Source organism: Amycolatopsis melonis, from assembly GCF_040064235.1.
Lineage (GTDB): Bacteria > Actinomycetota > Actinomycetes > Mycobacteriales > Pseudonocardiaceae > Amycolatopsis > Amycolatopsis melonis.
Genome location: NZ_JBDZYD010000015.1, coordinates 116,591 through 142,282 on the forward strand (window position 1 = coordinate 116,591; position 25,692 = coordinate 142,282).

The 25,692-nt window shown below is 72.1% G+C and carries 28 protein-coding genes; 15 read left to right on the top strand and 13 right to left on the bottom strand.

Features of this window, described 5'->3' with window-relative positions; all coding sequences use genetic code 11:
* Positions 1 to 5 precede the first annotated feature (5 nt).
* On the bottom strand, positions 6 to 683 hold the full coding sequence (locus ABJI51_RS35260; protein ID WP_348955429.1) for a hypothetical protein: 678 nt from the start codon (positions 681 to 683) through the stop codon (positions 6 to 8).
* 106 nt (positions 684 to 789) lie between these two features.
* Between ABJI51_RS35260 and ABJI51_RS35265 the strand changes: the two genes are divergently transcribed.
* The gene (locus ABJI51_RS35265) at positions 790 to 1,464 is read left to right on the top strand and encodes a TetR/AcrR family transcriptional regulator C-terminal domain-containing protein (protein ID WP_348955430.1); all 675 of its coding nucleotides are present in this window, start codon (positions 790 to 792) and stop codon (positions 1,462 to 1,464) included.
* A 1-nt stretch (position 1,465) separates the two neighbouring features.
* Here ABJI51_RS35265 and ABJI51_RS35270 read toward each other — a convergent pair whose 3' ends face one another.
* The gene (locus tag ABJI51_RS35270; protein ID WP_348955431.1) at positions 1,466 to 2,125 is read right to left on the bottom strand and encodes a maleylpyruvate isomerase family mycothiol-dependent enzyme; all 660 of its coding nucleotides are present in this window, start codon (positions 2,123 to 2,125) and stop codon (positions 1,466 to 1,468) included.
* A gap of 22 nt (positions 2,126 to 2,147) precedes the next feature.
* The gene (locus tag ABJI51_RS35275; RefSeq protein ID WP_348955432.1) at positions 2,148 to 2,498 is read right to left on the bottom strand and encodes a VOC family protein; all 351 of its coding nucleotides are present in this window, start codon (positions 2,496 to 2,498) and stop codon (positions 2,148 to 2,150) included.
* Between the two features lie 73 nt (positions 2,499 to 2,571).
* Here ABJI51_RS35275 and ABJI51_RS35280 point away from each other — a divergent pair, with 73 nt between their 5' ends.
* Positions 2,572 to 3,603: a sigma-70 family RNA polymerase sigma factor gene (locus tag ABJI51_RS35280; RefSeq protein ID WP_348955433.1), complete on the top strand. Its 1,032-nt coding sequence runs from the start codon at positions 2,572 to 2,574 to the stop codon at positions 3,601 to 3,603.
* 100 nt (positions 3,604 to 3,703) lie between these two features.
* Here ABJI51_RS35280 and ABJI51_RS35285 read toward each other — a convergent pair whose 3' ends face one another.
* From ABJI51_RS35285 to ABJI51_RS35295, 3 genes are all read right to left on the bottom strand, one after another.
* A complete protein-coding gene (locus ABJI51_RS35285) occupies positions 3,704 to 4,963 on the bottom strand; it encodes a vanadium-dependent haloperoxidase (RefSeq protein ID WP_348955434.1) in 1,260 nt (419 codons plus the stop codon).
* Positions 4,964 to 5,073: 110 nt separating this feature from the next.
* Positions 5,074 to 5,292: a translation initiation factor IF-1 gene (infA, locus tag ABJI51_RS35290; RefSeq protein WP_348955435.1), complete on the bottom strand. Its 219-nt coding sequence runs from the start codon at positions 5,290 to 5,292 to the stop codon at positions 5,074 to 5,076.
* Positions 5,292 to 6,020 carry a GNAT family N-acetyltransferase gene (locus ABJI51_RS35295; RefSeq protein WP_348955436.1) on the bottom strand — a complete coding sequence of 243 codons (729 nt, stop codon included), beginning with the start codon at positions 6,018 to 6,020 and terminating at the stop codon, positions 5,292 to 5,294. The genes infA and ABJI51_RS35295 overlap by 1 nt, the downstream gene beginning before the upstream one ends.
* 251 nt (positions 6,021 to 6,271) lie before the next feature.
* Here ABJI51_RS35295 and ABJI51_RS35300 point away from each other — a divergent pair, with 251 nt between their 5' ends.
* Entirely contained in the window at positions 6,272 to 6,898 is a 627-nt protein-coding gene (locus tag ABJI51_RS35300) for a VOC family protein (protein ID WP_348955437.1), read from the top strand.
* Here ABJI51_RS35300 and pdxR read toward each other — a convergent pair whose 3' ends face one another.
* Positions 6,899 to 8,305, bottom strand: coding sequence for a MocR-like pyridoxine biosynthesis transcription factor PdxR (gene pdxR, locus ABJI51_RS35305; protein WP_348955438.1), 1,407 nt, complete (start codon positions 8,303 to 8,305; stop codon positions 6,899 to 6,901).
* Positions 8,306 to 8,353: 48 nt separating this feature from the next.
* On the opposite strand from pdxR, the gene ABJI51_RS35310 reads away from it, so the two are divergent.
* Both ABJI51_RS35310 and ABJI51_RS35315 read left to right on the top strand, forming a co-directional pair.
* The gene (locus ABJI51_RS35310) at positions 8,354 to 9,493 is read left to right on the top strand and encodes an MFS transporter (protein WP_348955439.1); all 1,140 of its coding nucleotides are present in this window, start codon (positions 8,354 to 8,356) and stop codon (positions 9,491 to 9,493) included.
* Positions 9,494 to 9,550: 57 nt separating this feature from the next.
* Entirely contained in the window at positions 9,551 to 10,345 is a 795-nt protein-coding gene (locus ABJI51_RS35315) for a PIG-L family deacetylase (protein WP_348955440.1), read from the top strand.
* Between the two features lie 441 nt (positions 10,346 to 10,786).
* On the opposite strand, the gene ABJI51_RS35320 is transcribed toward ABJI51_RS35315, so the two are convergent.
* Entirely contained in the window at positions 10,787 to 11,185 is a 399-nt protein-coding gene (locus tag ABJI51_RS35320) for a RidA family protein (RefSeq protein ID WP_348955441.1), read from the bottom strand.
* Positions 11,186 to 11,232: 47 nt separating this feature from the next.
* On the opposite strand from ABJI51_RS35320, the gene mtnA reads away from it, so the two are divergent.
* Together mtnA and ABJI51_RS35330 are read left to right on the top strand one after the other, a co-directional pair.
* Positions 11,233 to 12,210: an S-methyl-5-thioribose-1-phosphate isomerase gene (gene mtnA / locus ABJI51_RS35325; RefSeq protein ID WP_348955442.1), complete on the top strand. Its 978-nt coding sequence runs from the start codon at positions 11,233 to 11,235 to the stop codon at positions 12,208 to 12,210.
* Positions 12,207 to 12,602 (top strand): hypothetical protein, encoded by a 396-nt coding sequence (locus ABJI51_RS35330; protein ID WP_348955443.1) that lies wholly within the window; start codon positions 12,207 to 12,209, stop codon positions 12,600 to 12,602. Before mtnA ends, ABJI51_RS35330 begins: the two co-directional genes overlap by 4 nt.
* Here ABJI51_RS35330 and ABJI51_RS35335 read toward each other — a convergent pair.
* Entirely contained in the window at positions 12,599 to 12,823 is a 225-nt protein-coding gene (locus ABJI51_RS35335) for a ferredoxin (RefSeq protein WP_348955444.1), read from the bottom strand. The genes ABJI51_RS35330 and ABJI51_RS35335 overlap by 4 nt on opposite strands.
* Complete coding sequence (locus tag ABJI51_RS35340) at positions 12,817 to 13,995, bottom strand: cytochrome P450 (protein ID WP_348955445.1); 1,179 nt, start codon at positions 13,993 to 13,995, stop codon at positions 12,817 to 12,819. The genes ABJI51_RS35335 and ABJI51_RS35340 overlap by 7 nt, the downstream gene beginning before the upstream one ends.
* Before the next feature lie 112 nt (positions 13,996 to 14,107).
* On the opposite strand from ABJI51_RS35340, the gene ABJI51_RS35345 reads away from it, so the two are divergent.
* From ABJI51_RS35345 to ABJI51_RS35360, 4 genes are read left to right on the top strand one after another with little or no spacing between them, the layout of a single operon-like run.
* Complete coding sequence (locus ABJI51_RS35345; RefSeq protein WP_348955446.1) at positions 14,108 to 14,617, top strand: PadR family transcriptional regulator; 510 nt, start codon at positions 14,108 to 14,110, stop codon at positions 14,615 to 14,617.
* The gene (locus tag ABJI51_RS35350; RefSeq protein ID WP_348955447.1) at positions 14,614 to 15,828 is read left to right on the top strand and encodes a cytochrome P450; all 1,215 of its coding nucleotides are present in this window, start codon (positions 14,614 to 14,616) and stop codon (positions 15,826 to 15,828) included. Before ABJI51_RS35345 ends, ABJI51_RS35350 begins: the two co-directional genes overlap by 4 nt.
* Complete coding sequence (locus ABJI51_RS35355) at positions 15,825 to 16,025, top strand: ferredoxin (RefSeq protein WP_431605693.1); 201 nt, start codon at positions 15,825 to 15,827, stop codon at positions 16,023 to 16,025. Before ABJI51_RS35350 ends, ABJI51_RS35355 begins: the two co-directional genes overlap by 4 nt.
* Positions 16,026 to 16,066: 41 nt before the next feature.
* Positions 16,067 to 16,630: a TetR/AcrR family transcriptional regulator gene (locus ABJI51_RS35360; protein WP_348955448.1), complete on the top strand. Its 564-nt coding sequence runs from the start codon at positions 16,067 to 16,069 to the stop codon at positions 16,628 to 16,630.
* A gap of 3 nt (positions 16,631 to 16,633) precedes the next feature.
* On the opposite strand, the gene ABJI51_RS35365 is transcribed toward ABJI51_RS35360, so the two are convergent.
* Positions 16,634 to 19,369 carry an FAD-binding and (Fe-S)-binding domain-containing protein gene (locus tag ABJI51_RS35365; RefSeq protein WP_348955449.1) on the bottom strand — a complete coding sequence of 912 codons (2,736 nt, stop codon included), beginning with the start codon at positions 19,367 to 19,369 and terminating at the stop codon, positions 16,634 to 16,636.
* 32 nt (positions 19,370 to 19,401) lie between these two features.
* On the opposite strand from ABJI51_RS35365, the gene ABJI51_RS35370 reads away from it, so the two are divergent.
* Positions 19,402 to 20,229, top strand: coding sequence for a PHP domain-containing protein (locus ABJI51_RS35370; protein ID WP_348955450.1), 828 nt, complete (start codon positions 19,402 to 19,404; stop codon positions 20,227 to 20,229).
* A gap of 7 nt (positions 20,230 to 20,236) precedes the next feature.
* Here the strand turns inward: ABJI51_RS35370 and ABJI51_RS35375 are convergent, their stop codons facing one another.
* Positions 20,237 to 21,244: a Glu/Leu/Phe/Val dehydrogenase dimerization domain-containing protein gene (locus tag ABJI51_RS35375; RefSeq protein WP_348955451.1), complete on the bottom strand. Its 1,008-nt coding sequence runs from the start codon at positions 21,242 to 21,244 to the stop codon at positions 20,237 to 20,239.
* An 80-nt stretch (positions 21,245 to 21,324) separates the two neighbouring features.
* Between ABJI51_RS35375 and ABJI51_RS35380 the strand changes: the two genes are divergently transcribed.
* The 3 genes from ABJI51_RS35380 (at position 21,325) to ABJI51_RS35390 (ending at position 22,794) form a co-directional block, all read left to right on the top strand.
* Complete coding sequence (locus ABJI51_RS35380) at positions 21,325 to 21,780, top strand: Lrp/AsnC family transcriptional regulator (RefSeq protein ID WP_348955602.1); 456 nt, start codon at positions 21,325 to 21,327, stop codon at positions 21,778 to 21,780.
* A 128-nt stretch (positions 21,781 to 21,908) separates the two neighbouring features.
* Positions 21,909 to 22,181, top strand: a complete 273-nt coding sequence (locus ABJI51_RS35385; RefSeq protein ID WP_348955452.1) for a hypothetical protein — start codon at positions 21,909 to 21,911, stop codon at positions 22,179 to 22,181.
* Positions 22,182 to 22,221: 40 nt separating this feature from the next.
* Positions 22,222 to 22,794 (top strand): GNAT family N-acetyltransferase, encoded by a 573-nt coding sequence (locus ABJI51_RS35390; RefSeq protein ID WP_348955453.1) that lies wholly within the window; start codon positions 22,222 to 22,224, stop codon positions 22,792 to 22,794.
* Between the two features lie 9 nt (positions 22,795 to 22,803).
* Here ABJI51_RS35390 and ABJI51_RS35395 read toward each other — a convergent pair whose 3' ends face one another.
* A complete protein-coding gene (locus ABJI51_RS35395) occupies positions 22,804 to 25,506 on the bottom strand; it encodes a GH92 family glycosyl hydrolase (RefSeq protein ID WP_348955454.1) in 2,703 nt (900 codons plus the stop codon).
* Positions 25,507 to 25,692: the final 186 nt, after the last annotated feature.

The following is a 25,692-nucleotide window of genomic DNA, read 5'->3' on the forward strand; positions in this document are numbered from 1 at the left end:
AGCACTCACCTTTGGCGAACGAGACCCCCGATCCGTGTGAGTAGGTAGTCATCGCGGCCAGCGTAGCAGGATCGCCACAGCGAAACACCCAAGCCGATCAGGGCCACGCCGACCGGAACGGCCATCGGGCGGTTGAACGACTCCGGCAGGACCGCCAGCGCAACCGTGGCGACAGTGCCCACGGCGAGCAGCGCCGCGGCCCAGCGGGCGAGCACGCGCGCCCGGAAAAGGGCGATCCCGAACAGGCATCCGCCTGCGAGATAACCGATCGAGCTGGCGATGAAGACGACCTGCATCCCGCCGATCCCCTGCTTTGCGGTGCCGCCGGAAGCGACCGCGAGAAGGTCCGCGACATAGCCGGGCTCCGTGTGCGCCAGCGCGGGCAGCACCGCCGCGGCGACGACCTCGGTGCTCAGCATCAGCAGATAGCCCGCCGCGAACAACACGTAACCGAGAAACCCCGGAATTCCCGTCTGCCGGACCTGACGCAGATACATGCCGGTGATCCCGGCGAGCGCCAGCGCGGCCATGACCGCCTTCGCCGTGCTGCGGACGATCCAGCCGGTCGTGGTGACGGCCGGGACTTCCATGGCGGGATGGCCGATCTGGACCGCGATGAACAGGGTCCCCGCGAGCACGGCGGAGATTCCGGCCGCCTGCCAAAGCCGTCTTGTGGCGTTCATGTCCGTACCCTTCCCCAGGAGGTGTACGGCGTACACCTCTGCCGCACGCCAAGCTAGGCGTACGATGTACACCTGTCAAGGGCGGACCCCGGAAAGGGAACGAGCGATGCCGGACACCGGCCGGGAACGGCTCAACCGGGCCAAAGTGCTGCGCGCCGCCGTCGAGCTGGCGGACGAGGGCGGCTTCGAGGCGCTGACCATGCGCGGGCTCGCGGCCCGGCTCGGCGTCGTGCCGATGGCGCTCTACAAGCACGTCGCCGACAAGCGCGAACTGCTCGACGGCATGGTCGACCTGGTCTTCGCCGAGGTCGAGCTGCCTGACGGCGACGACTGGCGGACCGCACTGCGGACCCGTGCCTCGTCGCTGCGGCAGGCCCTGCTGGCACACCCGTGGGCAGTCGGCCGGATGGAGACGGGGACCCCCGGACCGGCGAACCTGCGCCACCACAACGCCGTGCTGCAGTGCCTGCGCCGGGACGCGGGTTTCCCCTTCCGCATGGCCGTGCACGCCTACAACCTGATGGACGCCTACGTCTACGGGTTCGCCCTCCAGGAGAAGACCCTGGCAGGCGACATCCCCGCGGAGGCGGCCCGCCGCCGGGAAACCGTCGGCGACGTGACCAAGTATCCCTACCTCGTCGAAGTGGTCACGGAACTGGCGAAGACGGGGTTCGCCTTCGCCGACGAGTTCGAGTTCGGGCTCGACCTTATCCTCGACGGCCTCGGCCGCGTGCCGTCCGGGCGGACGCCGGACGACGTCCGGCCCGGACGGGCACGGTGAGTCAGGCCATCCGGTCGCGCAGCAGCGCCACCCCGTCGCCTTCGAGGTCGTCGAGGTAGCTCGCGCGGCCGGTCATCGCCATGATCAGGGCCACGGTCGGGCCGGACACGCGGGGCCCGGACCCGGTCTCGAAGGGCCCGTCGGTGGCCACCAGCCGCAGGCCGTGCACGCGGCCCTTGGCCAGGACGACCATGTCGGAGCCACGGTAGTAGTCCGCGACCGTGGTCAGGGTGGTGATCGGATAGTCACGGTGGATGCCGAGCGGACGGCGGATGTCCTCGCCGTGCACGATCGTCTCCCCGAGCATCGCCACGGCAGGCAGCGGCGGCTTGGTCGTGCTCGTGACCACCCGGCGGAACCGCGCGAGCGTGTCGGCCGGGGTGTCGCCCAGCTGCTCGGCCAGCCGCATCGCGACCTGCCGGTCGAAGTCGAACCGGCAGCGGATCACCCCGGCCATCCACCGCACCGCGTTGAGGCTGGCGCCCGCGGTGAGATGCGCCAGCACCTCGCGGACGGTCAGCCCTGCGCACAGCGACGGCGTGGCCCACTCCCGGTCGGTGCACCCGGCGAGGTCGGCGGCGAGAGCGGCCCGTTCGGCGTGGATGAGCGGCCACGTCCCGGCCGCGGCGGGACGGCGCGTGGCCGGTTCCGGCTGCTTCATGGCGGTGCCTCCTGTGCTGCGGTCAGCGGCTGATCAGGCCGACGCGGTTGCCGTCGAGGTCGGTGAACACGGCGATGCGGCTGTCGGGCGTGTCGACCGGGGCCAGGACGCGGGTGCCGCCGAGCTCTTCGGCGCGGGCGAGCGCGGCGTCCACGTCGTCGACGGGGAAGTAGGCGACGAACCCGGTGTACGGGCTGTCCGGCCCGGACTGGCCGATCCCGCCTGCCGGACGGCCGCCGTCGTCGCCGACCAGGGCGTAGGTCTCGTCGAGGACGATGGCGGGCCAGCCGAACAGGTCCTGGTAGAAGCGGCGGGCCCGTGCGGCGTCGGGGGTGGAGATGTCGAACCAGGCGGGTCGGTGCGGCGGGGTCATCAGCGGCCTCCAAAGGGTGGGTGACGTGGTCGTTCACCGGTGAGACCGCGGCCGTGGGGCAGAATCGTCGCTTGTGGACGAAGTTTTTTCCGGACCGGCCGACGGCGCCGACCTGGCTCGCGCCCGGGACGGGGACGACGCCGCCTTCACCCGCCTGATGACGCCGTTGCGCCCGGAGCTGCACGCGCACTGCTACCGGATGCTCGGCTCGGTCCACGACGCCGACGACGCGGTGCAGGAGGCGCTGCTGCGCGCGTGGCGGGGGCTGGCCAGGTTCGAGGGCCGCAGCTCACTGCGCACCTGGCTCTACACCGTGGCCACCCGCACCTGCCTCGACCTGCTCGACGCCCGGGGAAAGCGGGCGCTGCCGGTCGATCTGGGACCGGCCAGCGAGCGAGCGGTCCTCGACCAGCTGCCCCGCACCGACGTGGCGTGGCTCGGACCGTATCCCGACGCCGGGCTCCCCCACGGCCCGGCGGAGCCGGAAACCCGCTATCAGCAACGCGAAGCCGTCGAGCTGGCGTTCGTCGCGGCGTGCCAGCACCTGCCCGGCAACCAGCGGGCGGCGCTGCTGCTGTTCGACGTCCTGGGCTTCTCGGCGGCCGACATCGCCGGGATGATGGCCACCTCGACCACCTCGGTGAACTCCGCGCTGGCCCGCGCACGCCGGATCGTCGCGCAGAAGGTCCCCGCCCGCACCCAGCAGCAGACGCTGCGCACGCTCGGCGACACCCGCCTGCGCGGCCTGGTGACGGGATTCGCCGACGCGCTGGACCGCGGCGACGCCGACGCACTGGTCACGCTGCTCACCGAGGACGTCACCTGGTCGATGCCGCCGCTGCCGCACTGGTACCGCGGCCGCACGGCGGTCACCGAGTTCGCCGTGGCCGTGCCCATGACGCTCTGCCCGAGCTGGCGCTACCGGCTGACCACCGCGAACGGCCAGCCGGCCATCGCCTTCTACGTCGGGGCGGACGCGGCAGGCCCGCACGAGGCGTGGTCGATCACGGTCCTGACCGTGCGCGACGAGCGGATCGCCGAAATCACGTCGTTCCTCGGCGCCGAGCACTTCGCGGCGTTCGGGCTGCCTGGTTCGCTCAGATGAGGTAGAGCCACCACTTCTGGCTCGCGGGGCAGCTTCCGCCAGCCGGTGGTCCCCATGGGAATGGGCGCAGAACCCGGCGGCCATCTGCTTCAGCATCGGCTCACTGTGCCAGGCAACGCGGCCGCAGAAAATGCTCCGTCAGGTAGGTGCCGACCGCCGTGCCGAGGGTGGTGCCGTCGATGTCCGCGGAGCGGAAGTGGATGCCTGCCCAAATCCGGGCGCCGACCACTTCCGCGGTCGCCTGCGAGAACCTCGCGAAGTGGCGCGTCGTGCCGCTGTCGACGCTGTAGGCGCTGAACGGGACGTCGTCGCGGCCGAAGAACGACCGGTACGCCGTCATCTGCGCCGCCGTGCGGCATGTGTGGCCGGACGGGTAGTCCGGGTTCGGCGGCGTGACCACCAGTGGCGTCCAGGCGGGGTCGGCCGTGGTGGCCGGGTTGCCGTCGGTGGCGGCCGACCGGATGGCCGTGACCGGCCGCCAGAAGTGCCAGAACTCCTTGTCGTTGGCGCAGGCGATCGCGCCGTCCGTGCCGGCGAAGTCCGCCAGTGCGTAGAGCCTGGCCGTTTCCAGCACGCCGAGCCGCTGGGTGAGCGCCAGGTCGCGCTTCATGCCCCAGCTGACCGAACGCCGGTCGTGCCACCACAGCGCCGCGTCGGTCTGGTCGGCCGTGCGGGCCGTGCTCGTCGCCGAGCCGAGCCGCTTGACCTCGGCGAAATCGCGGGCGTACGCGCGGCTCGTGACCGGCGGCGGCCCGGGCGTGCGGAACATCGCCGCGTCCGGGATCGTGAACGGCTTCAGGAAACCGACCCAGGCACCCGAGTTCTCGAAGTCCGGCGGGGTCGGGCGGTACTGACCCGGCTCGGTGCCGACGGTCCACGGCCGCGGGTCGAAGGCGCCGTCGTGCTCGCGCGCCGTGATCATGGCGGCGGCCGCCTCGCCGCCGACCCGGATGCCGCCGCGCTTCGCCGGTCCGTCCGGGATGCCGGCAAGCCACTCGTCGTACTGCTTGCGCAGTCTTTCCTGCTGGGCCGGGAAGATCGCGGCCAGCACCCGGTAGGCGGCCGTGCCGACGGCGCTGCCGGCCGACTCGCGGCCGTCGGCTCGCGGCGCGACGAGGTAGGGCTGGTACGGCGTGCCGGCGATGGCGTTCACCGCGTCGTAGACCGCGCCGCTGACCATCGCGAACCCGCGCCCGGCGACCTGCGGCGGTGCCTGGTGCGCGACGTCCCAGATCGCGGTCTGCGCGTTGAGATCCCAGACGACGACCGCGTTCGGCGCCGTGGCCGCGGCGGATGCCGGGGTGAGCGGCGCGGCGAGAACGAGAGCGCCGAAGACGGCGAGAGTGCGTGTCCTGATCATCGTCAACCCCAAGGCTTGCCGGATCGTGTCGACACCGCCACGCACCGTATCGCAGCCCGAGTCGCCGGGGCAACACGCCGCCGGGTCCGCGGACCCGGCGGCGCGCGGCGCTAGGTCCGGTACCGGAACAGGATCCGGCCCCGCCCGAGGTCGTACGGGCTCAGTTCGACCAGCACCCGGTCGAACGGCACGATCCTGATGAAGTTCTTCCGGATCTTGCCGCTGACGTGCGCGAGCACCTTGTGCCCGTTTTCCAGCTCGACCCGGAACATCGCGTTGCGGAGGCACTCGACGACGGTGCCCTCGACTTCGATTCCGCCCGATGGCATCAGCGCATCACCAGCTCGACGCTGCTGCCCGTCCGCCGGGCGCCGGCGCCTTCGAACAGCGCGATCGCGGCGACGTTGCCGTCGGTCACCTCGGCCGAAGCCGCAGGAATTCCCTTGTCGTGCAACGTCTTCAGCACGTGCGCGAGCAACGCGCGGCCGATTCCGCGACGCCGTGCCGACGTCCGCACCGCCAGCAGCCCGATCCGGGGCTGCCGGGTCACCGCCGCCAGCCGGAGCAGGGCCGCGTACTGACCGTCCACAATGGCCACTGTGCAGTTCGCCGGGTCCGGCGGTCCGGGCAGGATTTCCGCCGGACGGCCGAGCACCGGGTCGGTTTCCGTGCGCAGCAGCCGATCCAGTGCCCGCAGCGGCGCTTCGGACGGCGTTTCGAGCGTCACGCCGGGTGGGAGCGGCGCCGGATCGGGCCGCGCGGGAACGAGGTACTCCCATTCGCGGCGGCCGGTCGTGAAACCGGCCCGCTGCCAGCGGTCCACGAGATCGGTGTCCGCTTCGTCGACCACGGTGTGGAGCGGTTTCGGCAGCGCGGGCAGCATGGCCGCGGCCAGCTGGCCGAAAACCGCGCTCTGCCAGGCATCGACACTGAGGAACAGCCGCCCGTCGGGCCGGCGTGTCACCTCGCCGCGGCCGACGACGCGGTCGTCGTCCACAGCATGCCACTGCTGCTGCGCGACCCGCGTCACCACCGCGGTGGTTTGTCCAGGATTCAAGGATGTCGCCTTCCGGATTGCCTCAACGGCGCTCCCGGCGACCCTCCGTCAGCCGCCCGACCGTGACGACGAGGGGAGCACCCACATCGAAACAGCGTTCATGGGGCTCACCTCCTCGGGCCGGGTCACAGTCTCGCGGAAGGCTAGCAGGCCGCTGCCGGTCCGGCCCAGCCGTTTTCCGAAGCCGCCGCGAGCGGACCGGTCAGGAATCGAGAAGCGCCGCCCGGCACCCCGAACCTAGCGTTACCGGCATGACGAACATCGAAGCCATCACCCTGGAAGTCCCCGACCCCGCCGCCGCCGAGCGCTTCTACGCCGAGGCCTTCGGGCTCACCACCCAGCTGCGGTTCCGGGCCGCACAGGAGCCGTCCACCGGCTTCCGCGGGTTCACCCTCTCCCTCACCGTGGCGCAGCCCGCCGACGTCGACTCCCTGATCGCGACCGCGCTGGCCGCCGGGGCGACGACGATCAAGCCCGCCACGAAGTCCCTGTGGGGCTACGGCGGTGTCGTGCAGGCGCCGGACGGGACGATCTGGAAGCTCGCGACGTCCGCGAAGAAGAACACCGGCCCGGCCACCCGCGAAATCGGCGCGATCGTGCTGCTGCTCGGCGCCGCCGACGTGGCCGCGAGCAGGAAGTTCTACCTCGACCGCGGGATGGCCGTGGCGAAGAGCTTCGGCCGCATGTACGTCGAGTTCGACGCCGGGACGAGCCCGGTCAAGCTCGCGCTGTACCGGCGCAAGGCACTGGCCAAGGACGCCGGCGTCGCCCCCGAAGGCTCGGGCTCGCACCGGATCGCGGTCGGCGGCAGCGGTGCGCCGTTCACCGACCCCGACGGGTTCGCCTGGGAGACGGCCGCCGCGGCGGCGCACTCCTGATCAGCCACGCAGCAGGTCGGCGACGGCGGCGATACCCGGTTCGATCGCGTGGTCGGGGGTGTCGCCGAAGCCGAGGACCAGCCGCGGCGGCCGGGGTCCCGGTGCGCTGTGCATCGGGGCCACGCCGTACAGCCCGACGCCCCGCTCCCGCGCGCGTTCGATCACCTGCTCCTCGTCGCTGCCCGGTGGCAGGTGCACGATCGCGTGGAAGCCGGCGGCCAGCCCGGTGACGCGGAGGCCGGGCGCGTGCGCGGCCAGGGCGGCGACGAGCGTCCGGCGCCGGGCGGCGTACACCGCGCGGACCCGGCGCAGGTGCCGGTCGTAGCGCCCGGATTCGACGAGCAGGGCGAGCGCCAGCTGGTCGAGGCCGGGGCTGCCGCGGTCGGCGACGAGCTTTTCCCGCGCCAGCACGGGAACCAGCCGTTCGGGCGCGACCAGCCAGCCCAGGCGCAGGGCGGGCGCGAGTGACTTGCTGACGGTGCCGAGGGAGACGACACGGCCGGGGTCGAGGCCCTGCAGCGAGCCGACCGGCGCGCGGTCGTACCGGAATTCGGCGTCGTAGTCGTCCTCGATGAGGATGCCGTCGCGCTCCCGGGCCCAGGCGATCAGCTCGCGGCGGCGGTGCCCGGCCAGCACCACGCCCGTCGGCCACTGGTGGGCCGGGGTCACCAGCACGGCCCGCGCCCCGGTGCGGTCGAGCGCGGCGACGTCCAGGCCGTCCTCGTCGACCGGGACGGGCACGACGGCCAGGCCTGCCGCGGTCGCCTGATCGGTCGTCGACCGGATGCCGCCGGGATCCTCGACGGCCAGCGTGCCGACGCCTTCGGCGGCCAGTGCCCGCAGCACCAGCCCGAGTGCCTGTGCCATGCCGGTGCACACGACGACGTGGGCGTCGGTGGCCGCGATCGCGCGCACCCGGCGCAGGTAGGCGGCGATGACCTCGCGCACCCGCCGGTCGCCCGCCGGGTCGCCGTAGCCGAACGCGGTGTTCGGCGCGGTGCGGCAGACCTCGCGCACGGCCCACGCCCAGTCTTCGCGCGGTGCCAGGCGGAGATCGGGGACGCCGTGGCGGAAGTCGGCGATCGCGGGGCGCGCCGGCGCGAGCGCGGGCACCCGCGGCGGGCCGGCCGGGCGGGCGACCGCCGCCACCCGGGTCGCCGAGCCGGGACGGCTGGTCAGGTAGCCCTCGGCCTGCAGCTGGGCGTAGCAGTCCTGGACCAGGCCACGCGACAGGCCGAGCGCGCGGGCGAGTTCCCGGGACGAGGGCAGCCGCTCGCCACCCGCCAGCCTGCCGCCGCAGATCGCGTCGCGCAGCTGGTTCTCCAGCTGCGCCCGCAGCCCGGTCCCGCTGTCCCGGTCGATCGTCAGCAGCACCTCCGGCCCCGAACCGGCCCACTCCACCGCCACGGAACCGGACCTTACCGGTGGGCCGGCCGGCTCCTAGCGTCCTGGGACATGACCTCCGGCCTGCGGGTCCGCCCCGCACTCGTGTCCCGCGCGCTGCTCGTGCGGTTCGTCTCGATCATCGGCTCGTCGATCGGCTTCTTCCTGCCGCTGTCGGTGGTTCCGTTGTTCGCGAAGCAGGCGGGCTCGGAGACCGGCGCCGGGCTGACGACGGTCGCGCTGCTGCTGGCCACGGTGGCCGCCGAGCTGGTGACACCGCGGCTCGTCGGCCGGATCGGGTACCGGTGGGCACTGGCCACCGGGCTCGTCCTGCTCGGTGTGCCGACCCTGGTGCTCACGGTGAGCGACGACCTGGCGGTGATCGTCGCGGTGAGTGTGGTGCGCGGCATCGGCTACGCGATCGCCGTCGTGGCCGGCGGGGCCGTCACCGCCCTGCTGATCCCGGCGGAGCGGCGCGGGGAAGGGCTCGCGCTCGTCGGGATCGTGGGCGGGGTCCCCAGCCTGCTCGCCCTGCCTGCCGGGGTGTGGGCGGCCGCGCACTGGGGTTACGCGCCGGTGTTCGTGGTGACGGCCGTGGCCACGCTCGCGGCGCTGCTGTCCGTGCCGGGCCTGCCGCGGCACGCGGAAACCGCCGCGGGCGGGGACGGCGTCGTCGCCGGCCTGCGCGACCCCGTGCTGGCCCGGCCCGCGGCGCTGTTCGCGGTGGCGGCCGCGGCAATCGGGGTCCTGGTCACCTTCCTGCCGCTCGCCACGGCGGACCGGCCTGCCTGGATCGCCGCGAGCGCGTTGCTCGCCCAGCCGGCGGCGGCCACCGCGACCCGCTGGTTCGCCGGACGGCTCGGCGACCGCCACGGCCCGGCCACGCTCCTGGTGCCCGGGCTGCTGCTGACCGCCGCGGGCACGGCGGCCATCGCCCTCACCGGCACCCCGGCCGCGGTGATCGGCGGCGCGCTGGTGTCCGGAGCCGGGTTCGGCGTCCTCCAGAACGCGACCCTGACCCTGATGTACGCCCGCGCGGCGGCCGGCGGCGAGGGCGCGGTGAGCGCCATCTGGAACGCCGCCTACGACCTCGGGATGGCGGCGGGCGCGCTCGCCGCGGGACTGGTCGTCGTCCCGGCCGGGTATCCCGCGACGTTCGTCCTGACGGCCGTGGCGCTCCTGCCCGCGCTGGTGCTGGCCCGCCGTTCGTGAGCGGCTGCGCACGCAGGCGGGCGGTTTTTGTCGGTGGTGCCCGGTACCGTCGCGGACATGGCAACACTGGTCACCTTCCACGCCCACCCGGACGACGAGTGCCTCCGCACCGCGGGCGTCATGCGCAAGGCCGTCGAAGAGGGGCACCGGGTCGTGCTCGTCGTCGCCACCAAGGGCGAGGTCGGCGAAGTCCCCGAAGGCTTCCTCGCCGAAGGCGAAAAACTGGAGGACCGGCGCGTCCAGGAGTCCTACGCGGCGGCCGAGGTGCTCGGCGTCGCCCGCGTCGAGTTCCTGGGCTACCGCGACTCCGGGATGATGGGCGAACCGACGAACGACGACCCGGCATGCTTCTGGCGCGCCGACGTCGAAAAGGCGGCCGAGCAGCTGGCGGCGATCCTGCGCGAGGAGTCGGCGGCGGTGCTGACGGTCTACGACGACAACGGCGACTACGGCCACCCGGACCACATCCAGGTCCACCGCGTCGGCATGCGCGCGGCCGAGCTGGCCGGAACCCCCCGCGTCTACCAGGCAACGTTCAACCGCGAGTTCATGCAACGCGGCTTCGAAGCGGCGGTCGAGCAGGGCCTGATCCCCCCGGAGGCGGCCCCGAAACCCCCGGAGAACGTCGAGTTCGGCAAGCCGGAAGCCGAGATCACGGCGGCGGTCGACGTGTCGAAGTACGCGCCGGTCAAGCGCGCGGCCATGCGGTGTCACCCGAGCCAGATCAGCGAGGACATGTTCATGCTGGCCATGCCGGACGACGCGTTCACGTTCGCCTTCGGCACCGAGTGGTTCATCCGCGCGGGCCAGGGCCCGGGAATCACGGAGACAGACCTGATGGCCGGCCTCTGAACCCCGATACCCCGCCAATCACACGTGATGCCCCTCCAGTCACGCGAGATTCCCCTCCAATCACACGTGATGCCCCTCCAGTCACGCGAGATCCGGCTCCAATCACGTGAGATCCGCCTTCAGTCACACGAGTTCCGGCTCCAATCACGCCAGTCCCGGCTCCGATCACGCGAGTCGGTCATCCGAGTACGCGAGTCGGCCGGCTGGGTACACGAGGTCGCCGGTCGGGGTACACCTGCGCTCGGTGACCAGGCCCGGAACTCGCGTGACCAGCCACGGAACTCGCGTGATCGGGGACGTAACTCACGTGATCAGGGACGTAACTCACGTGATCGGGGACGTAACTCGCGTGATCGGGGACGTAACTCGCGTGACTGGGCGGGCATCTCGCGTGACTGGGCGGGCATCTTGCGTGATTGGTGGGGTATCACGGGCCGGGTGTCAGGCGAGGGCGGCTGTTACGTCCAGCTCGACCAGCTGGTCCGGGAAGCCGAGCCGAGCCACCCCCAGCAACGTGCTTGCCGACGTGAAGGCCGCGCCGATTTCCGAGGCCGTCAGGCGGTTCCAGACCGCCGAGAGCGTCTCGCGGTCGTCCGTTGCCACGTAGATCACCGTGCGGACCACGTCCGACGGCGTTGCGCCCGCGGCCGCCAAAGCCGTTGCCGTGTTGGCCACCACCTGGTCCGTCTGGGTGAGGACGTCGCCGGGGACGATCGTGCCGTCGGGGCGTAGCGGGCACTGGCCTGCCAGGTAGACCGTGCGGCCCGGGGCGGTGATCGTCACGTGGTGGTAGCCCGGTGGCGTGTGCATTCCGGGCGGGTTCTGCCGTTCAATGGTCACGTGCCCATCTTCACCGGCCGGGCAAGCGGAAAACCCAGGGAGGACACGTGCGCAGGACCATCGACTGGGCCGACGGCGCGATCGTCATCATCGACCAGACCGCGCTGCCTGCCGAGTTCCGGCTGCTCGAGCTGCGGACCGTCGACGAACTCGTCGACGCCGTCAAGCGGCTCGCCGTGCGGGGTGCGCCCGCGCTCGGCGCCGCCGGGGCACTCGGGGTCGCGCTGGCCGCGCGGATGGGCGGGGACGTCCGCGCGGACGCCGAGGTGATCGCCCACGCCCGGCCGACCGCCGTCAACCTCGCCTGGGGTGTCGAACGCGCGCTCGCCAAGCTCGACGAGGGCGCCGACGCCGTGCTCGCCGAAGCGCTGGCCGTGCTGACCGAAGACGAAGAACTCAACAAGACCGCCTCCCGGCACGCCGCCGACGTCGTGCTGGCCGAGTGCCCACGCCGTCCGCTGCGGCTGCTCAGCCACTGCAACGCCGGGCAGCTCGCGACCGTCGGCTGGGGCAGTGCCCTCGGGGTCGTCTGGCACCTGCACGAACGCGGTCTCGTCGAGGAAGTGCTCGTCGACGAGACGCGTCCGCTCCTGCAGGGTGCCCGGCTGACGGCCTGGGAACTCGCGCAGGCGAACGTCCCCTACCGCGTCCAGCCGGACAGCGCGGCCGCCGCCGCGATGGCGCGCGGGATGGTCGACTGCGTGCTCGTCGGCGCCGACCGGATCGCCGCGAACGGCGACGTCGCCAACAAGATCGGCACCTACGGGCTGGCCATCGCGGCCCGGCACCACGGCGTGCCGTTCGTCGTCGTCGCGCCTTCGTCCACAGTGGACACCAAGCTCGCGGACGGCGCGGGGATCGCCATCGAGGAACGCGACGCCCGCGAACTCACCGAATACGCCGGCGTCCCGGTCACGCCGCCGGGCGCGCACGCCTTCAACCCCGCGTTCGACGTCACGCCGTACGACCTGGTCACGGCCGTGGTCACCGAGCAGGGCCGGTGGACACCCGGGGAGAACCGATGAAGCGCCTGGTCGGGTTCTGGTCGCGGCGGAGAACCGCCACCCTGCCGGATGGCACCTACCGGCTCCGGAAAAGCGGGGAGGGGAAGTTCGAGCTGGGTCCCCTTTCGGCGGCCGAGGAGGCAGAAGCAGACGGCACGTTCCACTACTGGGCCATCGTGGACCGGAACTACCCGGTGACGGCGCCGTGGACCCTGGTGCGCCAGCAGGGGTACCGCGACGAACGGGAGTGCTTCAACGGCCACGTGTGGAGCCGGACCGACATCATGAACCGGATCAGGTGGGGCCGCGAAGACCGCGAGGCCGTGCTCGTCTCGGCCGAGCAGGCCGAACAGATCACGAGGTTCCTGGTCGAACGCTGGGAGTCCGTCCAGGAACCCCGGACCCACCCCTAGGGACGCGGGCCGATCTCGCGGCCGCCGTCGGTCACCGTGATCGCCATCGCCGGGCACGAGTCCGCCGCGTCGAGGACCGTTTCGTCCGCCTCGACCGTCGGTGTTGCCGGGTGTGCCACCGCGCCGTCGAGCACGAACACCTCCGGCAGCAGCGCCGCGCACATGCCCGAACCGATGCAGGTGTGCTCGTCGATCTCCACTTGCCAGCTCATGGTCACCATCCGATCGGCACCGACCGCGGTCCGCGGACGATCATCTGCGTCTTCCACACGATATCGCCGGCCAGGTGCAGCCCGGGCAGCTCGGTGACCAGCGCGCGCAGCGCCTCCTGCAGCTCCAGCCGGGCCAGCGGCGCGCCGAGGCAGTGGTGGACGCCGTGGCCGAAGCCGAGGTGGTGGTTTTCCGGGCGGTCGAAGCGCAGCTTGTCGGCGTCGTCGAACTGCAGCCCGTCGCGGTTGGCCGCGCCGACCGCCACCAGCACCGGCTCGCCCGCCCGCACCAGCACGTCGCCGACCTGGACGTCTTCGGTGGCGTAGCGCGGGAACGCGGCCCCGGCGCCCAGCGGCACGAAGCGCATCAGCTCCTCGACCGCGGCAGGCACCAGGTCCGGGTCGGCGCACAGCCGCTCCCAGTGCTCGTGCTGCTCCAGCAGGGCGTAGACGAAGTTCGGGATCTGGCTGGCGGTCGTCTCGTGCCCGGCGACGAGGATGCCGACGCACAGGTCGACCAGCTCCAGCTCGGTCAGCCGGTCCCGGACGTCGCGGGCCTCGATGAGCGCCGTCATCAGGTCGTCCCGCGGCTGCGCCCGGTGCTGGGCGATCAGCCCGCGCATGTAGTCCCGCAGCTCTTCGCGATTGCGCTCGAACTCTTCCATGGTCAGCCCGCTGGTCGACAGCGCCGCGTCGCTCCACGCGCGGAACTTCGGCCGGTCGGCGACCGGGACGCCGAGCAGCTCGCAGATCACCGCGACCGGGATCGGCAGCGCGTAGGCGTCGACGAGGTCGGCGGGCGGGCCTGCCGCCTTCATGTCCGCGATCAGCTCCGCCGCGAGCGTGGCGACGCGTGGCCGCAGCTGCTCGACGCGGCGCATGGTGAACGCCTTCGCGACCAGCGTGCGCAGCCGCGTGTGGTCCGGCGGGTCCATCTGCAGGATGCCGCCCTCCTGCACGGCAGGCGAGGTGCGCGGCGCGTCCTTCTCCTTCTCCATCGCGCGGGAGAACCGGCGGTCGCCCAGCACCAGCCGGGCGTCGGCGTAGCGGGTGGCCAGCCACGCCGGCTCCCCGTAGGGCATCTTCACCCGGACCATGCCCTCGGCTTCCCGGGCGGCGGCATAGGCCTCGTTGAGATCGAGTCCCGCGTCTTCGTTGAAGGGGTAGGTCAGCGGTGCGGTCATGTGAGAACCCCCGGCAGTTGTAAGCAGCTGCTTACAACGCTACACACCTTTCCGCCTGGATGTCACCCTGCGCCATTGCCCTGTCACGAAGACCTAGGTTACGGTGACCTAGGTGTGGATCGAGATCCTCTTGCTGTCGAAGCTGGCCGCCGAGCCGATGCACGGGTACGAACTGCGCAAGGCGGTGGAGGCGTCGACGGGCCACACCCTGTCGAACAACTCGCTGTACCCGACGCTGCGGCGCTTCGTCGACGCGGGCGCGGTGAGCCGCAGCGCCGAGGAACAGGAGGCCAAGCCGCCGCGGCACGTCTACACGATCACCGACGTCGGGCGGGAGCTGCTCCACGATCTGCTCGCCGACTTCCCGGCCGACCTGGCGCTCAACGAACCCGAGTTCCTGGCGCGCGTCGGGAACTTCGCGTGGCTGCGCGAGGAGGAACGCGCGCGGGTGCTCGAAACCCGCGAGCGGGCGCTCACCGACGAGCACGCCCGCCTCACCGCGCTCGCCGCCGGGCAGGCCGATCCCTGGAGCCGCGCCGCACTGCGGCACGTCCTGGGCAAGTTCGACGCCGAACTCCGCTGGCTCGCCGAGCTGAAAACCGATCCGAGGGAAGGCGCATGACCACCACCGAAGAGACCCCACGGCTGCCCTTCGCCCGCGCCAACGCGCTGGCGATCGCCCCGGAGTACGCAGAGCTGCGGCGGCAGGCGCCGGTGACCCGCGTGCTCACCCCCGCCGGCGATCCGGCGTGGCTGGTCACCTCCTACGAGGAGGCCAAGGAAGTCTTCCGTGACCGCCGCTTCGGGCGTTCCCACCCCGAGCCGGAACGGGCGTCGCGGATCTCCTACGCCGCGGTGCAGGACGGCCCGAGCGGCGACTTCGAGAACGAAGAGCGCGAGCACAAGCGGATGCGGCGGATGCTCGCGCCCGCGTTCTCCGCGCCACGCATGCGTGCCCTGGGCGACCGCATCGCGGAGCTGACCGACCGCTGCCTCGACGACATGCAGGCCGCGCGCGAGGCGAACCCCGGCGAGCCGGTCGACCTGACCGACTTCCTCGCGTTTCCGCTGCCGGTGCTGGTGATCTGCGAACTGCTCGGCGTGCCCTACGCCGACCGCGCGCACTTCCGCGGGCTGTCCGAGCGGATCGCGGTGATGGACGGCGGCGACGACGCGCAGGCGGCGATGGCGGAGTTCATGGCCTACATGACGAAGCTGGCCGACGCCAAGCGCGCCGACCCGCAGCCCGACGTCATCTCCGACATGGTCGCGGTCCAGGCCGACGACCCGACGTTCACCGACGAGGACCTCGCCCGGATGGGGGCGGGCCTGCTGTTCGCCGGCCACGAGACGACGTCGACGCGGATCGCGATGGGCACGTTGTTCCTGCTCAGCGACACCGCGCGCCGCGACCGCTTCGCCGCCGACCCCGAGGGCCAGGTCGACCGGACCGTCGAGGAGATCCTGCGGCTGACCGCCACCAGCGGCACCGGCCTGCTGCGCTACGCCCACGAGGACGTCGAGGTCGCCGGGACGCGGATCCGGCGCGGCGACGCGGTGCTCATCTCCAGCGACGCGGCCAACCGCGACGCGTCGGTGTTCGCCGACCCCGACGAGTTCGACCCGGACCGGACGCCGAACGTGCACCTGGCCTTCGGCACCGGCGCGCACGTCTGCATCGGCGCCAACCTGGCCCGCACCGAGCTGCGGACGGTGTTCCCGAAGCTGTTCCGCCGCTTCCCCGGCCTGCGGCTGGCCGTCGGGATCGACGAGGTCCCGGTGCGCGTCAACCGCGTGGCAGGCGGCGTCGAGCGCGTCCCGGTGGAGTGGTGAGCGTGAAGATCAGCGTCGACACCGGAAGCTGCGTCTCGTCCGGGCAGTGCGTGCTGCTCGCGCCCGGGACGTTCGACCAGGACGAGGAGGACGGCACGGTCGTCCTGCTCGCCGAAGAGCCGTCCGACGGGGAGGAGGCGGTCCGGCAGGCCGAGCTGACCTGCCCGGCCGCCGCGATCCGCCTGTCCGGCACGTAGGCCGCCGCGCCCGCGTCCCGCACCCCGGTTAACCTGCTCCGATGACGGAACAGCCCGGCCGGAAGCGGGACGCGGCCGCGACGCGGCAGGCGTTGCTGGACGCCGGCGCGAAGCTGTTCGCCGAGCGCGGCTTCGACCGGACGACCGTGCGGGACATCGCCGAGCTGGCCGGGGTCAACCAGGCACTGCTGTTCCGCTACTTCGGCAGCAAGGAAGCGCTGTTCGAGCAGGTCATCGCCCGGTCGAGCCGCGAGCACCTCGACCGCCACCCGCCGGAGCGGCTGCTCAGCGCGTCCCTGCGCAGCATGCTCGAACCCGGCGGCGACCGGAACCGTGCGCTGGAGACGTACCTGCGCTCCTCGGGCAGCGGCGACGTCGGCGCCGTGCTGCGTGAGGAGGTCGGCGCGGAGTACGCCCGGATGCTGGCCACGCTCACCGACGCCCCGGACGCCGAGCTGCGCGCGGACCTCGCGCTGGCCTGGCTGATGGGCATCGGCGTGGTCCGCGAGATCACCGGCAAGCAACCCCTGGCCGGCGCCGACCCGGACGCCATCGTGAGCCTCGTGCTCACCGCGATCCGGACGCTCCTGGAGCGCGCCGAATAGCGGTCACGGCAGGGCACGCCGCAGGAGTTCGGCCAGGTGGACCGCCTCGCGTCCCGACTCCTGGGCGATCTGCGTCCGGCAGCTGAAGCCGTCGGACACCACCACCGTTTCCGGGGCCGCCGCGCGGATCGCCGGGAGCAGCCGGTCCTCCGCCACCGCCTTCGAAACGGCGTAGTGGCCGCGCTCGAAGCCGAAGTTCCCGGCCAGGCCGCAACATCCGGCGTCCAGCGTCGTGTTCCGGACGCCCGCCGCCGCCAGCGCGGACTCGTCCGCGGCGAAGCCCAGCACCGCGTGCTGGTGGCAGTGCACCTGCGTGATCGCGTCGACGTCCAGCGCCGCGAACGGGATCGGGGCCCTGGCCAGGAGTTCGGCGAAGGTGAACGTCCGGGACGCCAGCAGCTCGGCCCGCGCGTCGCCCGGCATCAGCGCGGGCAGGTCGCCGCGGAACAACGCCGTGCAGCTCGGCTCCAGCCCGGCGACCTCGCAGCCGTCCGCCAGGTACGGCGCCAGCACGTCCAGGGTCCGGTCCAGGACGCGGCGCGCCACGCCGAGCTGGCCGGTCGACACCCACGTCAGTCCACAACAGACTCCGCGGTCCGGCAGCACGACGTCGTACCCCGCGGCCGTCAGGACCTCGTAGGCCGCGTCGAGCACCGAAGGCGTCAGGTAGTTGTTGAACGAATCCGGCCACAGCACCACCCGGCGCTCCCCCGTCGCCCGGCGCCGCAGATCCTTCCGCGACTTCGTGAACGGCTTAGGCGCGAACGACGGCAGCGAACGTTCGGCAGCGATCCCGCCGAGGCGTTTCACCAGGCGGGCCAGGGAAGACTGCCCGACGGCGTTGGCCAGGCGCGGCAGCCGGGCGCTGAGCCGCAGCCACAGCGGCAGCCAGCCCATCGAGTAGTGCGACGCCGGGCGCAGCCGCCGCCGGTAGTGCTGGTGCAGGAACTCCGCCTTGTACGTCGCCATGTCGACGTCGACCGGGCAGTCGGACAGGCAGCCCTTGCAGGACAGGCACAGGTCGAGCGCGTCGCGCACCTCTTCCGAGCGCCAGCCGTCCGTGACGACCTCGCCGTTGATCATCTCGGCCAGCAGGTGCGCCCGGCCCCGCGTCGAGTGCCGCTCCTCGCGCGTGGCCCGGTAGCTCGGGCACATCACGCCGCCGCCGCTGGTGTTGCGGCACTTGCCGACGCCGACGCAGCGGCGCATCGCCTGGCCGAAACTCCCGCGGTCTTCGGGATAGCCGAGGAACACAGCGTCCTCAATGGACGGAGGCGCCGTCCGGACACGCAGGTTCGCGTCGATCGGCCGCGGTGCCACGAGGATGCCCGGGTTCATCCGCCCGGCCGGGTCGAAGATCGCCTTGAACCGCGCGAAGACGTCCAGCATCTCCGGGCTGTACATCCGGGACAGCAGCTCCGAGCGTGCCTGGCCGTCGCCGTGCTCGCCGGACAGCGACCCGCCGTGCGCCGCGACCAGGTCCGCGGCCTCCTCCAGGAACCGCCGGAAGTCCGCGATCCCCGACGGCGACAGCAGGTCGAAGTCCAGCCGCAGGTGCAGGCAGCCTTCGCCGTAGTGGCCGTAGACGACGCTGCGGCGGCCGTGCGCGCGCATGAGGTCCTTGAACTCGCGCAGGTACGCGCCGAGCCGCTCGGGCGGGACCGCCGCGTCCTCCCAGCCGGGCCAGGCTTCCGAGCCGTCGGCCAGGCGCGTCGCCAGCCCGGCGCCCTCCTCGCGGATGCGCCACAGCCGCCGTTGCGCCGCCGGGTCGTCCAGGATCGTGAAGCCGGTGAGGTCGAGCGACGCGGCCAGCTCGCGGGCCCGCCCGGCGGGGTCGTCGCCGGCCAGCTCGACGAACAGCCACGCGCCGCCGGGCGGCAGGTCGCCCGCGCGGCCGGGCAGCATCGCGACCAGCTCGGCGTCCACGCCTTCGACGGTCAGCGGCGACCACGGCAGGATCGACGGCACCGCGTCGGCGGCCGCGATGTCGGACGGGAAACCCAGCACCGCCAGCACCCGCCGCCGCGGCAGCTCGGCCAGCTCGACGGTCGCTTCGAGCACCGTGACGCAGGTGCCTTCCGAGCCGACGAGTGCCTTGGCCACGTCGAACCCGTTCTCCGGCAGCAGGTGTTCCAGGCCGTAACCGGAAACGCGGCGCGGCCACGTCGAAAGTTCCTTGCGCAGCAACGCCAGGTTGTCCCGGACCAGCGCACGCAGCTCGTCGAAGATCCGGCCTTCGGCAGGCTCGTCGCGCCCGACGCGCAGCCGGGTGCCGTCGTAGAGCAGCACGTCCAGCGAGCGGACGACGTCGGCCGTGCGTCCCCACGCCACCGAGTGCGAGCCGCACGCGTTGTTGCCGATCATGCCGCCGAGCGTGCACCGGCTGTGCGTCGACGGGTCGGGCCCGAACCGCAGCCCGTGCGGGGCGGCGACCGCCTGCAGGTCGTCCAGCACCGTGCCGGGCAGCACCCGCGCGAGCCGCGCCTTTGGGTCGAGCGAGAGCACCCCGCCGAGGTGGCGCGAGGTGTCGATCACCAGGCCGGGCCCGCACGCGTTGCCCGCGACGCTCGTGCCGCCGCCGCGCGCGATCACCGGCAGGTCGCGGGCGCGGGCCTCGGCGACCGCGGCCACGACGTCGTCGGCGGTCCGCGGCAGCACCACGCCGCGGGGCACGTGGCGGTAGTTGGACGCGTCGGTGGTGTACAGCGCGAGCGTGGCGGCGTCGGTGAGGATCTCCACGCCGCCCATTGTGGCGTGCGACGATCCGCGGCATGACGATCGACCTGCACACGCACAGCACGGCTTCGGACGGCACGACCCCGCCAGCGCGGCTGCCGGAGCTGGCCGCCGAGGCGGGGCTGACCGTGATCGCGCTGACCGACCACGACACCTTCGCCGGGCTGGCGGCGGCGTCCCAGGCTGCTTCGGACGTGGAAGTCGTCCCCGGCGTCGAGATCTCCTGCCGCCTCGACGATGCCGAGGTGCACCTGCTCGGCTACTTCGCCGATCCCGCGAACGCGCCGCTGACGACCGAGCTGGAGCTGATCAGGACCGACCGGGACCGCCGCGGGGTGCGGATGGTCGAGCGGTGCCGTGAGCTGGGCGCGCCGATCACGCTGGAGCAGGTCCGCTCGATCGCCGCCGGCGCGGCACTGGCCCGCCCGCACATCGCGGCGGCGCTGGTGGCCGCGGGCGTGGTCGCCGACCCGGCCGCGGCGTTCACCCACGACTGGCTCGCCGACGGCGGCCGCGCCGACGTCCCGAAGCACGTGTTGTCCACTGTGGACGCCATCGCGCTGCTGCGCGCGGCAGGCGGGGTGGCGGTGCTGGCCCACCCACGTTCGGTGAAGCGCCGCGCGGCCGTCTCCGACGTGCAGCTGGCCCGGCTCGCCGAAGCCGGGCTCACCGGGGTCGAAGCGGATCACCCGGAGCACCCGCCGGAGGTCCGGGCCGAGCTGCGCGCGGTGGCCGCGGAGCTGGGCCTGGTGACCACGGGGTCCAGCGACTTCCACGGCGACCGCAAGCCGGTCCGCCTCGGCGAGTTCACCACCTCCCCCGAGGCGTTCGCTGCCCTGCGTGCGGCCGCCGGAAGTCCGTGAGGGCCGGCTACGCCAGCCGCGCGCGCACCAGCGCGTCCGCCTCCCGCAGCGGCGTGGTCCCGTTGGCCTCCGCCGCGCGGAGGAGGTCCGTGACGGTCTGCTCGATCGCCTCGACGCGGGCCAGCGCGGCGTCGTGGTCCAGGCCCTCCGCTTCCCGCGACAGCGTGTACAGAATGCCGCCCGCACTGGCGACGTAGTCCGGGATCCACCGGATGCCGCGGGCGGCCAGGTCGTCGGCGACCGTCTCGTCGGTGAGCTGGTTGTTCGCCGGGCCGACGACGAGCGGTACCTCCAGGCGGGCGGCCGTCTCCGGGTCGAGCACGCCGCCGACCGCCGCCGGGATCAGCACGTCGGCAGGCAGGACCAGGGCTTTCTCCGGCTCGGCCCAGCCCAGCCCCGCCGCCTCGGCGGCCGCCCGTTTGGCCGGGTCGACGTCGGAGACGACCACCTCGGCCCCGGCCGTCCGCAGGTGCGCCGCGAGGTGCGCGCCGACCGCGCCGTACCCGCTGATCATCACGCGGCGCCCCGCCAGGTCCGCCGGGTCCGCCGCCCGGAGCGCGGCCAGCACGCCGAGTGCCGTCGGGCCGCTGGAGGAACCGGTTCCGCCCGCGGATTCCGGGACGCAGAACGCGTACGGCGAGGCCTCGCGGAGCACCAGCATGTCCGCCGGGCCGGTGCCGACGTCCGGGCCTGCCCGGTACCGGCCGTCCAGCTCGGCGACGAGGTCGGCGTGGTCGAGCAGGACGGCCCGGCGCTCCTCCGGCGTGAGCACCTGCCCCGGCGCCAGTGCGATGACGCTCTTGCCGCCGCCGAACGCCAGCCCGGCGGCGGCGCACTTCGCCGTCATGGCGGCCGACAGGCGCAGGACGTCGCCGACGGCCTGCTCCAGGTTCGCGTAGGCCTTCATCCGGCAGCCGCCGACGGCCGGGCCGAGGCGGGTCGAGTGGACGGCGACCATCGTGGTGACGCCGGATCGACGGCCACGGCGGGCGATGAGTTCCTCATGTGCGGTCATGACGACCGAAGCTAGGGTGATCGACGGCGGACAACGTCGTCTGCCGAACGAAATTCGGCACAAGCGAGGAGACCGGGATGCTGGACGAACTTGATTCGGCGATCGTGCGGCAGCTGCAGGAGGACGCGCGGCAGACCAACCGGGACATCGCGCGCAAGGTCGGCATCGCGCCGTCGACGTGCCTGGAACGCATCCGGCTGCTGCGCGACCGCGGCGTCATCCGCGGCTACCACGCCGACATCGACCTGGCGAGCCTCAACCGCGGCGTCCGTGCGCTCGTCACGGCGCAGGTGCGGCCGCTGAGCCGGGCGGTGATCGACACGTTCCAGCGCTCGATCGCGCAGCTGCCGGAGGTGCTGTCGGTGTACGTGACCGCGGGCAGCGACGATTTCCTGATCGAAGTGACCACACCGGACATCGACGCACTGCACGCATTCCTCACCGACCGGCTGGCGTTGCGCCGGGAGATCGTCGGCTTCCGGACGTCGATCGTTTTCCGTCACCTGCGCAAGACCACGCTTGAACCGCTGGTTTAGGGGTATCCCGTAAAGGCAGGAGACTTCACCCCTAGGTGTACCCCCGAAATACCCGGGTTCGCATCCTCGGAGGCGGAAACTGTCGGTGGTGAGGCGTCTAATGAGCTCGACGGGAAGGAGGCGCCGCCATGATCACCGAACTGAACCACCGTGAGCGGGCCACGTTGAGAGCCGTGGCCGGGGGTCACGCCGAGATCAGCTGCAGCTGCGAGCCGGACCTGTTCATCGACGGCCTGGCCTGCTGCGACCAGACGACTGCACACCGGCTGGCCCGGCTCGGCCTGATCGCCCCGGCCTGCCCGGGCAAGTGCGGCGAGCGCGTGCCCGCGGTCCTCACCGAGGCCGGCTCGGCTGCACTGGATTCGGCTGCACTGGGTGAGGTCCTCGCCGTCGCCGCGTAATCACGTTGCCACGACCGAGGGACACTGCCAGCATCACCGGATGCACGTATTCCTCGAAACCGAGCGGATGATCCTCCGCCGGTTCGCCGAGAACGACGCCGACGCACTGTTCGCTCTCTACGACGACCCGGCCGTGATGAAGTACCTCAATGGGGGACAGCCGGCGGACCGCACGGAGATCGTGGAGAAGGATCTCCCCGCGTTCCTCGGTTACTACGAGCGTTTCCCCGGTTACGGGTTCTGGGCGGCGATCGAGAAGCGGACCGGCGATTTCCTGGGGTGGTTCCATTTCCGGCCGCGGCCGGAGGATCCGGTCGACGAACCGGAACTGGGGTACCGGCTGCACCAGTCCGCGTGGGGCAAGGGCTACGGCACCGAAGGCTCGGCGGCGCTGCTGGAGAAGGGCTTCACCGAACTGGGGGTCAAGCGCGTCACGGCGGCCACCATGGCGGTGAACCGGCGCTCGCGCCGCGTGATGGAGAAACTGGGGATGACGTTCGTCCGCTCGTACTTCGAGGAGTTCCCCGAGCACGAGCGGGCCCCGGGCAGCGAGCACGGCGAAGTCGAGTACGCCATCACCCGCGAGGAGTGGGCCGCGGCCCGGGGCTCCTGAGCCCTCCGCTCAGCGGTGGACCTCGAACTCGTAGATCCGGGCCGCGCCGTTGCCGTCGTTCGCCGGGGTGGTCACGTTCAGCTTCACGTACCGGGCCGACCGGGTCGCGATCGGGTGATACGTGCGGCTGGCCCGGGAACCGGTCACCGAGACGACCGTCGTCCACGTCGAGCCGTCGGGCGACGTCTGGATCGTGAACGCGCCGGTGTTCCAGCCCGTGGTCTCACCGCCGAGCCCGGCGTGCTCGACGACGAACGAGGACACGTTCTGCGCGGACCCGAGGTCCACCTGGAGGTACTTCGTGGTGGCCAGGGTGCAGAACTTGCTGTTGTTCGCCAGGCTCCCGTCGACCGCGCCGGCCGGACCCTCGGCGGAGTTGCACGGCGCCGAGCCGGTTGCCGCCTTGCCCTGGGCGAGGTTCGGGCCGAGGTCCGGCGCGGCCGGCGGTGGCGTGAACCCGTCGTTGTACGACGGCGGGACGTCCGACGCGCTCGTGCCCCACGACCCCGGTGCCGAGCCCATCGTGTAGTCCAGGGCCGACGCGCCCGCGATGTCGCCGTAGCGGATCCACGACTTCGTCGTCGCCACGCCGTTGACGCTCACGCTCTGCACGTACTGCGCGCCCTGTCCGGCGCCCGTGCCGGTGATCCGGATCGTCCCGCCCGGGCGGACGATCGACGCCGCCGGGAAGAGCGGGCCGTGCAGGGCCAGCACGTCCGCGCCCGGCGTCGCCGGGTACATCCCCAGCGCGGCGAAGACGTACCACGCCGACGTCGCGCCGAGGTCGTCGTTGCCGGGCAGGCCGCCCGGGCCGGTGGTGAACGACTCGTTCATCACGCGCCGCACCGCGGAACTGGTGCCCTGCGGGTGGGCGGCGTAGTTGTATGCCCACGGCACGCCGTGCTCCGGCTCGTTGCCGATGTAGAAGTACGGCTGGGTCAGCCCACCGTTGAGCTGCGTGAAGTGGTGGTCCAGCCGCTGGATCGCGGCCTGCGCACCGCCCATCAGGTTGATCACGCCCTGGTAGTTGTAGGGCACCATCCACGTGTACTGCGACGGGTTGCCTTCGGTGTAGCCGCTGTTGCTCGACGGCACGACCGGCCACGCCCAGCTGCCGTCGCTGCCGCGCGGCTGGACGTAGCCGGAGTCGGTGCCGAACACGTTGCGCCACCACTGGGCGCGCTGCATGTACGTGCCGTACTTCGTGGTGTCCCCGAGCGCCTTCGCGAACTGCGCCACCGCGAAGTCCGACGCGGAGTACTCGAGCGAGTCCGACGGGTCCTCGTAGATGTAGTGACGGCTGAGGTAGCCGCTTTCCCGGCCGCGGATGGCCTGGCCCTGCGTGGTGCCGCCGTTCGAACTCTTGTCCATCAGCGTCAGCGCCGCCGCGGTGTCGAAGCCGCGGACGCCGAAGGCGTACATGCTCGCCACGATGATCGGGCCGGGATCGCCGGTCATGACGAAGTGCTCGTTGCTGTTGTGCGACCACTTCGGCAGCAGCCCGCCCTGCTGCCCGTCCAGCACCATGGACTTCGCGATGTCACTCGCCTCGTCCGGGGCGAGCAGGCCGATCAGCGCGGCCCACGACCGGTAGATGTCCCAGCCCGAGTAGTTCTGGTACACGGTGTGCGACGCGGTGTGGACCGCCTGGTCGAACCCGCGGTACTGGCCGTTCGTGTCGCTGGCGATGTTCGGGTTCTGGAAGACGTGGTACAGCGCCGTGTAGAACTTCTGCAGGTCCGCCGTCGCCCCGCCGGTCACCTGGACGCGGTTGAGGACGCTGTTCCAGCTCGTGTCGGCCGCGGCGCGGACGCCCGCGAAGTCGAAGCCGGGGTTCTCGGCGGCGAGGTTCGCCTGCGCGTTGGCCAGGCTGACGAAGGAGATCCCGATCTTCGCCTGCACCACGGCGTTGCTCGAAGTGTCGAAGGTGACGTACCCGCCGGAGTTGGTGCCGCTGGTGCTCGCCGATCCGGCGTTGACGGTGCCGCCGAGCCAGGTGCCGAACCCGCTGGGCGCGCGGTCGAACTGGATGACGTAGAAGATCTGGTAGGTCTTCGACGAGCCGCAGAAGCCGCCACCGGTCACCGAACCGGTGAGCTGGCTGCCGTTGATGCTGATGCTGCCGCTGCGGTTGCCGGTGGCGCTGCGGCTGGTGTTGACCAGCAGCCGCGCGGACGTCGTGTTCGGGTAGGTCAGCTTCATGAAGCCGGACCGCTTCGTGGCCGACAGCTCGACGGTCGTGTTGTAGGTGTCGAGCCGGTTCCTGTAGTAACCGGGCGCGGCGGATTCGTTCGCCTTGGTGTAGCGGCCGGCGTACCCGGTCCAGCCGGTGCCCGGCGACGTGCCGATCGCGCCGGTGATCGGCAGCAGGCCGAGGTCCTCGTTGTTGGCGCAGCCGGCGCCGTTGAAGTGGGTGAGGCTGAATTCCTCGATGCTGCTGTCGCTGTAGCGGTAACCGGACGGCGACGCGGTCGGGGTGTCCGGGCTGAACTGCACCATCCCGAACGGCACGACGGCACCGGGATACGTGCTGCCGCCGGCACCGCCGGGCACCGGGTTGGGCGAGTTGCTGTTGTCCGTGCCGATGAAGGGATTCACGTACTGCGTGAGGGCGAGCGCCGCGGCGCCGGCGGGCGGCGGCGCGGTGAGCCCGGCGCCGAGGAAGACCGCGGCGAGCGCGGCCGCGCGAAGCCTGGACAGTGGTCTGGACATGACCATTCCTCTCCGTGCCGCGTGTTCCGCCGGGCGACAACGTTGTCAGCCGAGATGACAACGTTGTCAACTCGGCGCGAGCCGCGCGGGCAACGTTGGTGGCCGGAACTCGGTGGCACGCATGCTCCCACGCCCGCCCCGTCCCCAACACCACCGAAAGTTCCTTACGTCCCAACCGAATCCGGC

Excerpts from the sequence above, each read along its gene's own strand:
- ABJI51_RS35260 (WP_348955429.1), bottom strand. The coding sequence starts at position 683 with ATGAACGCCACAAGACGGCTTTGGCAGGCGGCCGGAATCTCCGCCGTG.
- ABJI51_RS35265 (WP_348955430.1), top strand. The coding sequence starts at position 790 with ATGCCGGACACCGGCCGGGAACGGCTCAACCGGGCCAAAGTGCTGCGC.
- ABJI51_RS35270 (WP_348955431.1), bottom strand. The coding sequence starts at position 2,125 with ATGAAGCAGCCGGAACCGGCCACGCGCCGTCCCGCCGCGGCCGGGACG.
- ABJI51_RS35275 (WP_348955432.1), bottom strand. The coding sequence starts at position 2,498 with ATGACCCCGCCGCACCGACCCGCCTGGTTCGACATCTCCACCCCCGAC.
- ABJI51_RS35285 (WP_348955434.1), bottom strand. The coding sequence starts at position 4,963 with ATGATCAGGACACGCACTCTCGCCGTCTTCGGCGCTCTCGTTCTCGCC.
- infA (WP_348955435.1), bottom strand. The coding sequence starts at position 5,292 with ATGCCATCGGGCGGAATCGAAGTCGAGGGCACCGTCGTCGAGTGCCTC.
- ABJI51_RS35300 (WP_348955437.1), top strand. The coding sequence starts at position 6,272 with ATGACGAACATCGAAGCCATCACCCTGGAAGTCCCCGACCCCGCCGCC.
- ABJI51_RS35310 (WP_348955439.1), top strand. The coding sequence starts at position 8,354 with ATGACCTCCGGCCTGCGGGTCCGCCCCGCACTCGTGTCCCGCGCGCTG.
- ABJI51_RS35315 (WP_348955440.1), top strand. The coding sequence starts at position 9,551 with ATGGCAACACTGGTCACCTTCCACGCCCACCCGGACGACGAGTGCCTC.
- ABJI51_RS35330 (WP_348955443.1), top strand. The coding sequence starts at position 12,207 with ATGAAGCGCCTGGTCGGGTTCTGGTCGCGGCGGAGAACCGCCACCCTG.
- ABJI51_RS35335 (WP_348955444.1), bottom strand. The coding sequence starts at position 12,823 with ATGGTGACCATGAGCTGGCAAGTGGAGATCGACGAGCACACCTGCATC.
- ABJI51_RS35340 (WP_348955445.1), bottom strand. The coding sequence starts at position 13,995 with ATGACCGCACCGCTGACCTACCCCTTCAACGAAGACGCGGGACTCGAT.
- ABJI51_RS35350 (WP_348955447.1), top strand. The coding sequence starts at position 14,614 with ATGACCACCACCGAAGAGACCCCACGGCTGCCCTTCGCCCGCGCCAAC.
- ABJI51_RS35360 (WP_348955448.1), top strand. The coding sequence starts at position 16,067 with ATGACGGAACAGCCCGGCCGGAAGCGGGACGCGGCCGCGACGCGGCAG.
- ABJI51_RS35370 (WP_348955450.1), top strand. The coding sequence starts at position 19,402 with ATGACGATCGACCTGCACACGCACAGCACGGCTTCGGACGGCACGACC.
- ABJI51_RS35375 (WP_348955451.1), bottom strand. The coding sequence starts at position 21,244 with ATGACCGCACATGAGGAACTCATCGCCCGCCGTGGCCGTCGATCCGGC.
- ABJI51_RS35385 (WP_348955452.1), top strand. The coding sequence starts at position 21,909 with ATGATCACCGAACTGAACCACCGTGAGCGGGCCACGTTGAGAGCCGTG.
- ABJI51_RS35390 (WP_348955453.1), top strand. The coding sequence starts at position 22,222 with ATGCACGTATTCCTCGAAACCGAGCGGATGATCCTCCGCCGGTTCGCC.
- ABJI51_RS35395 (WP_348955454.1), bottom strand. The coding sequence starts at position 25,506 with ATGTCCAGACCACTGTCCAGGCTTCGCGCGGCCGCGCTCGCCGCGGTC.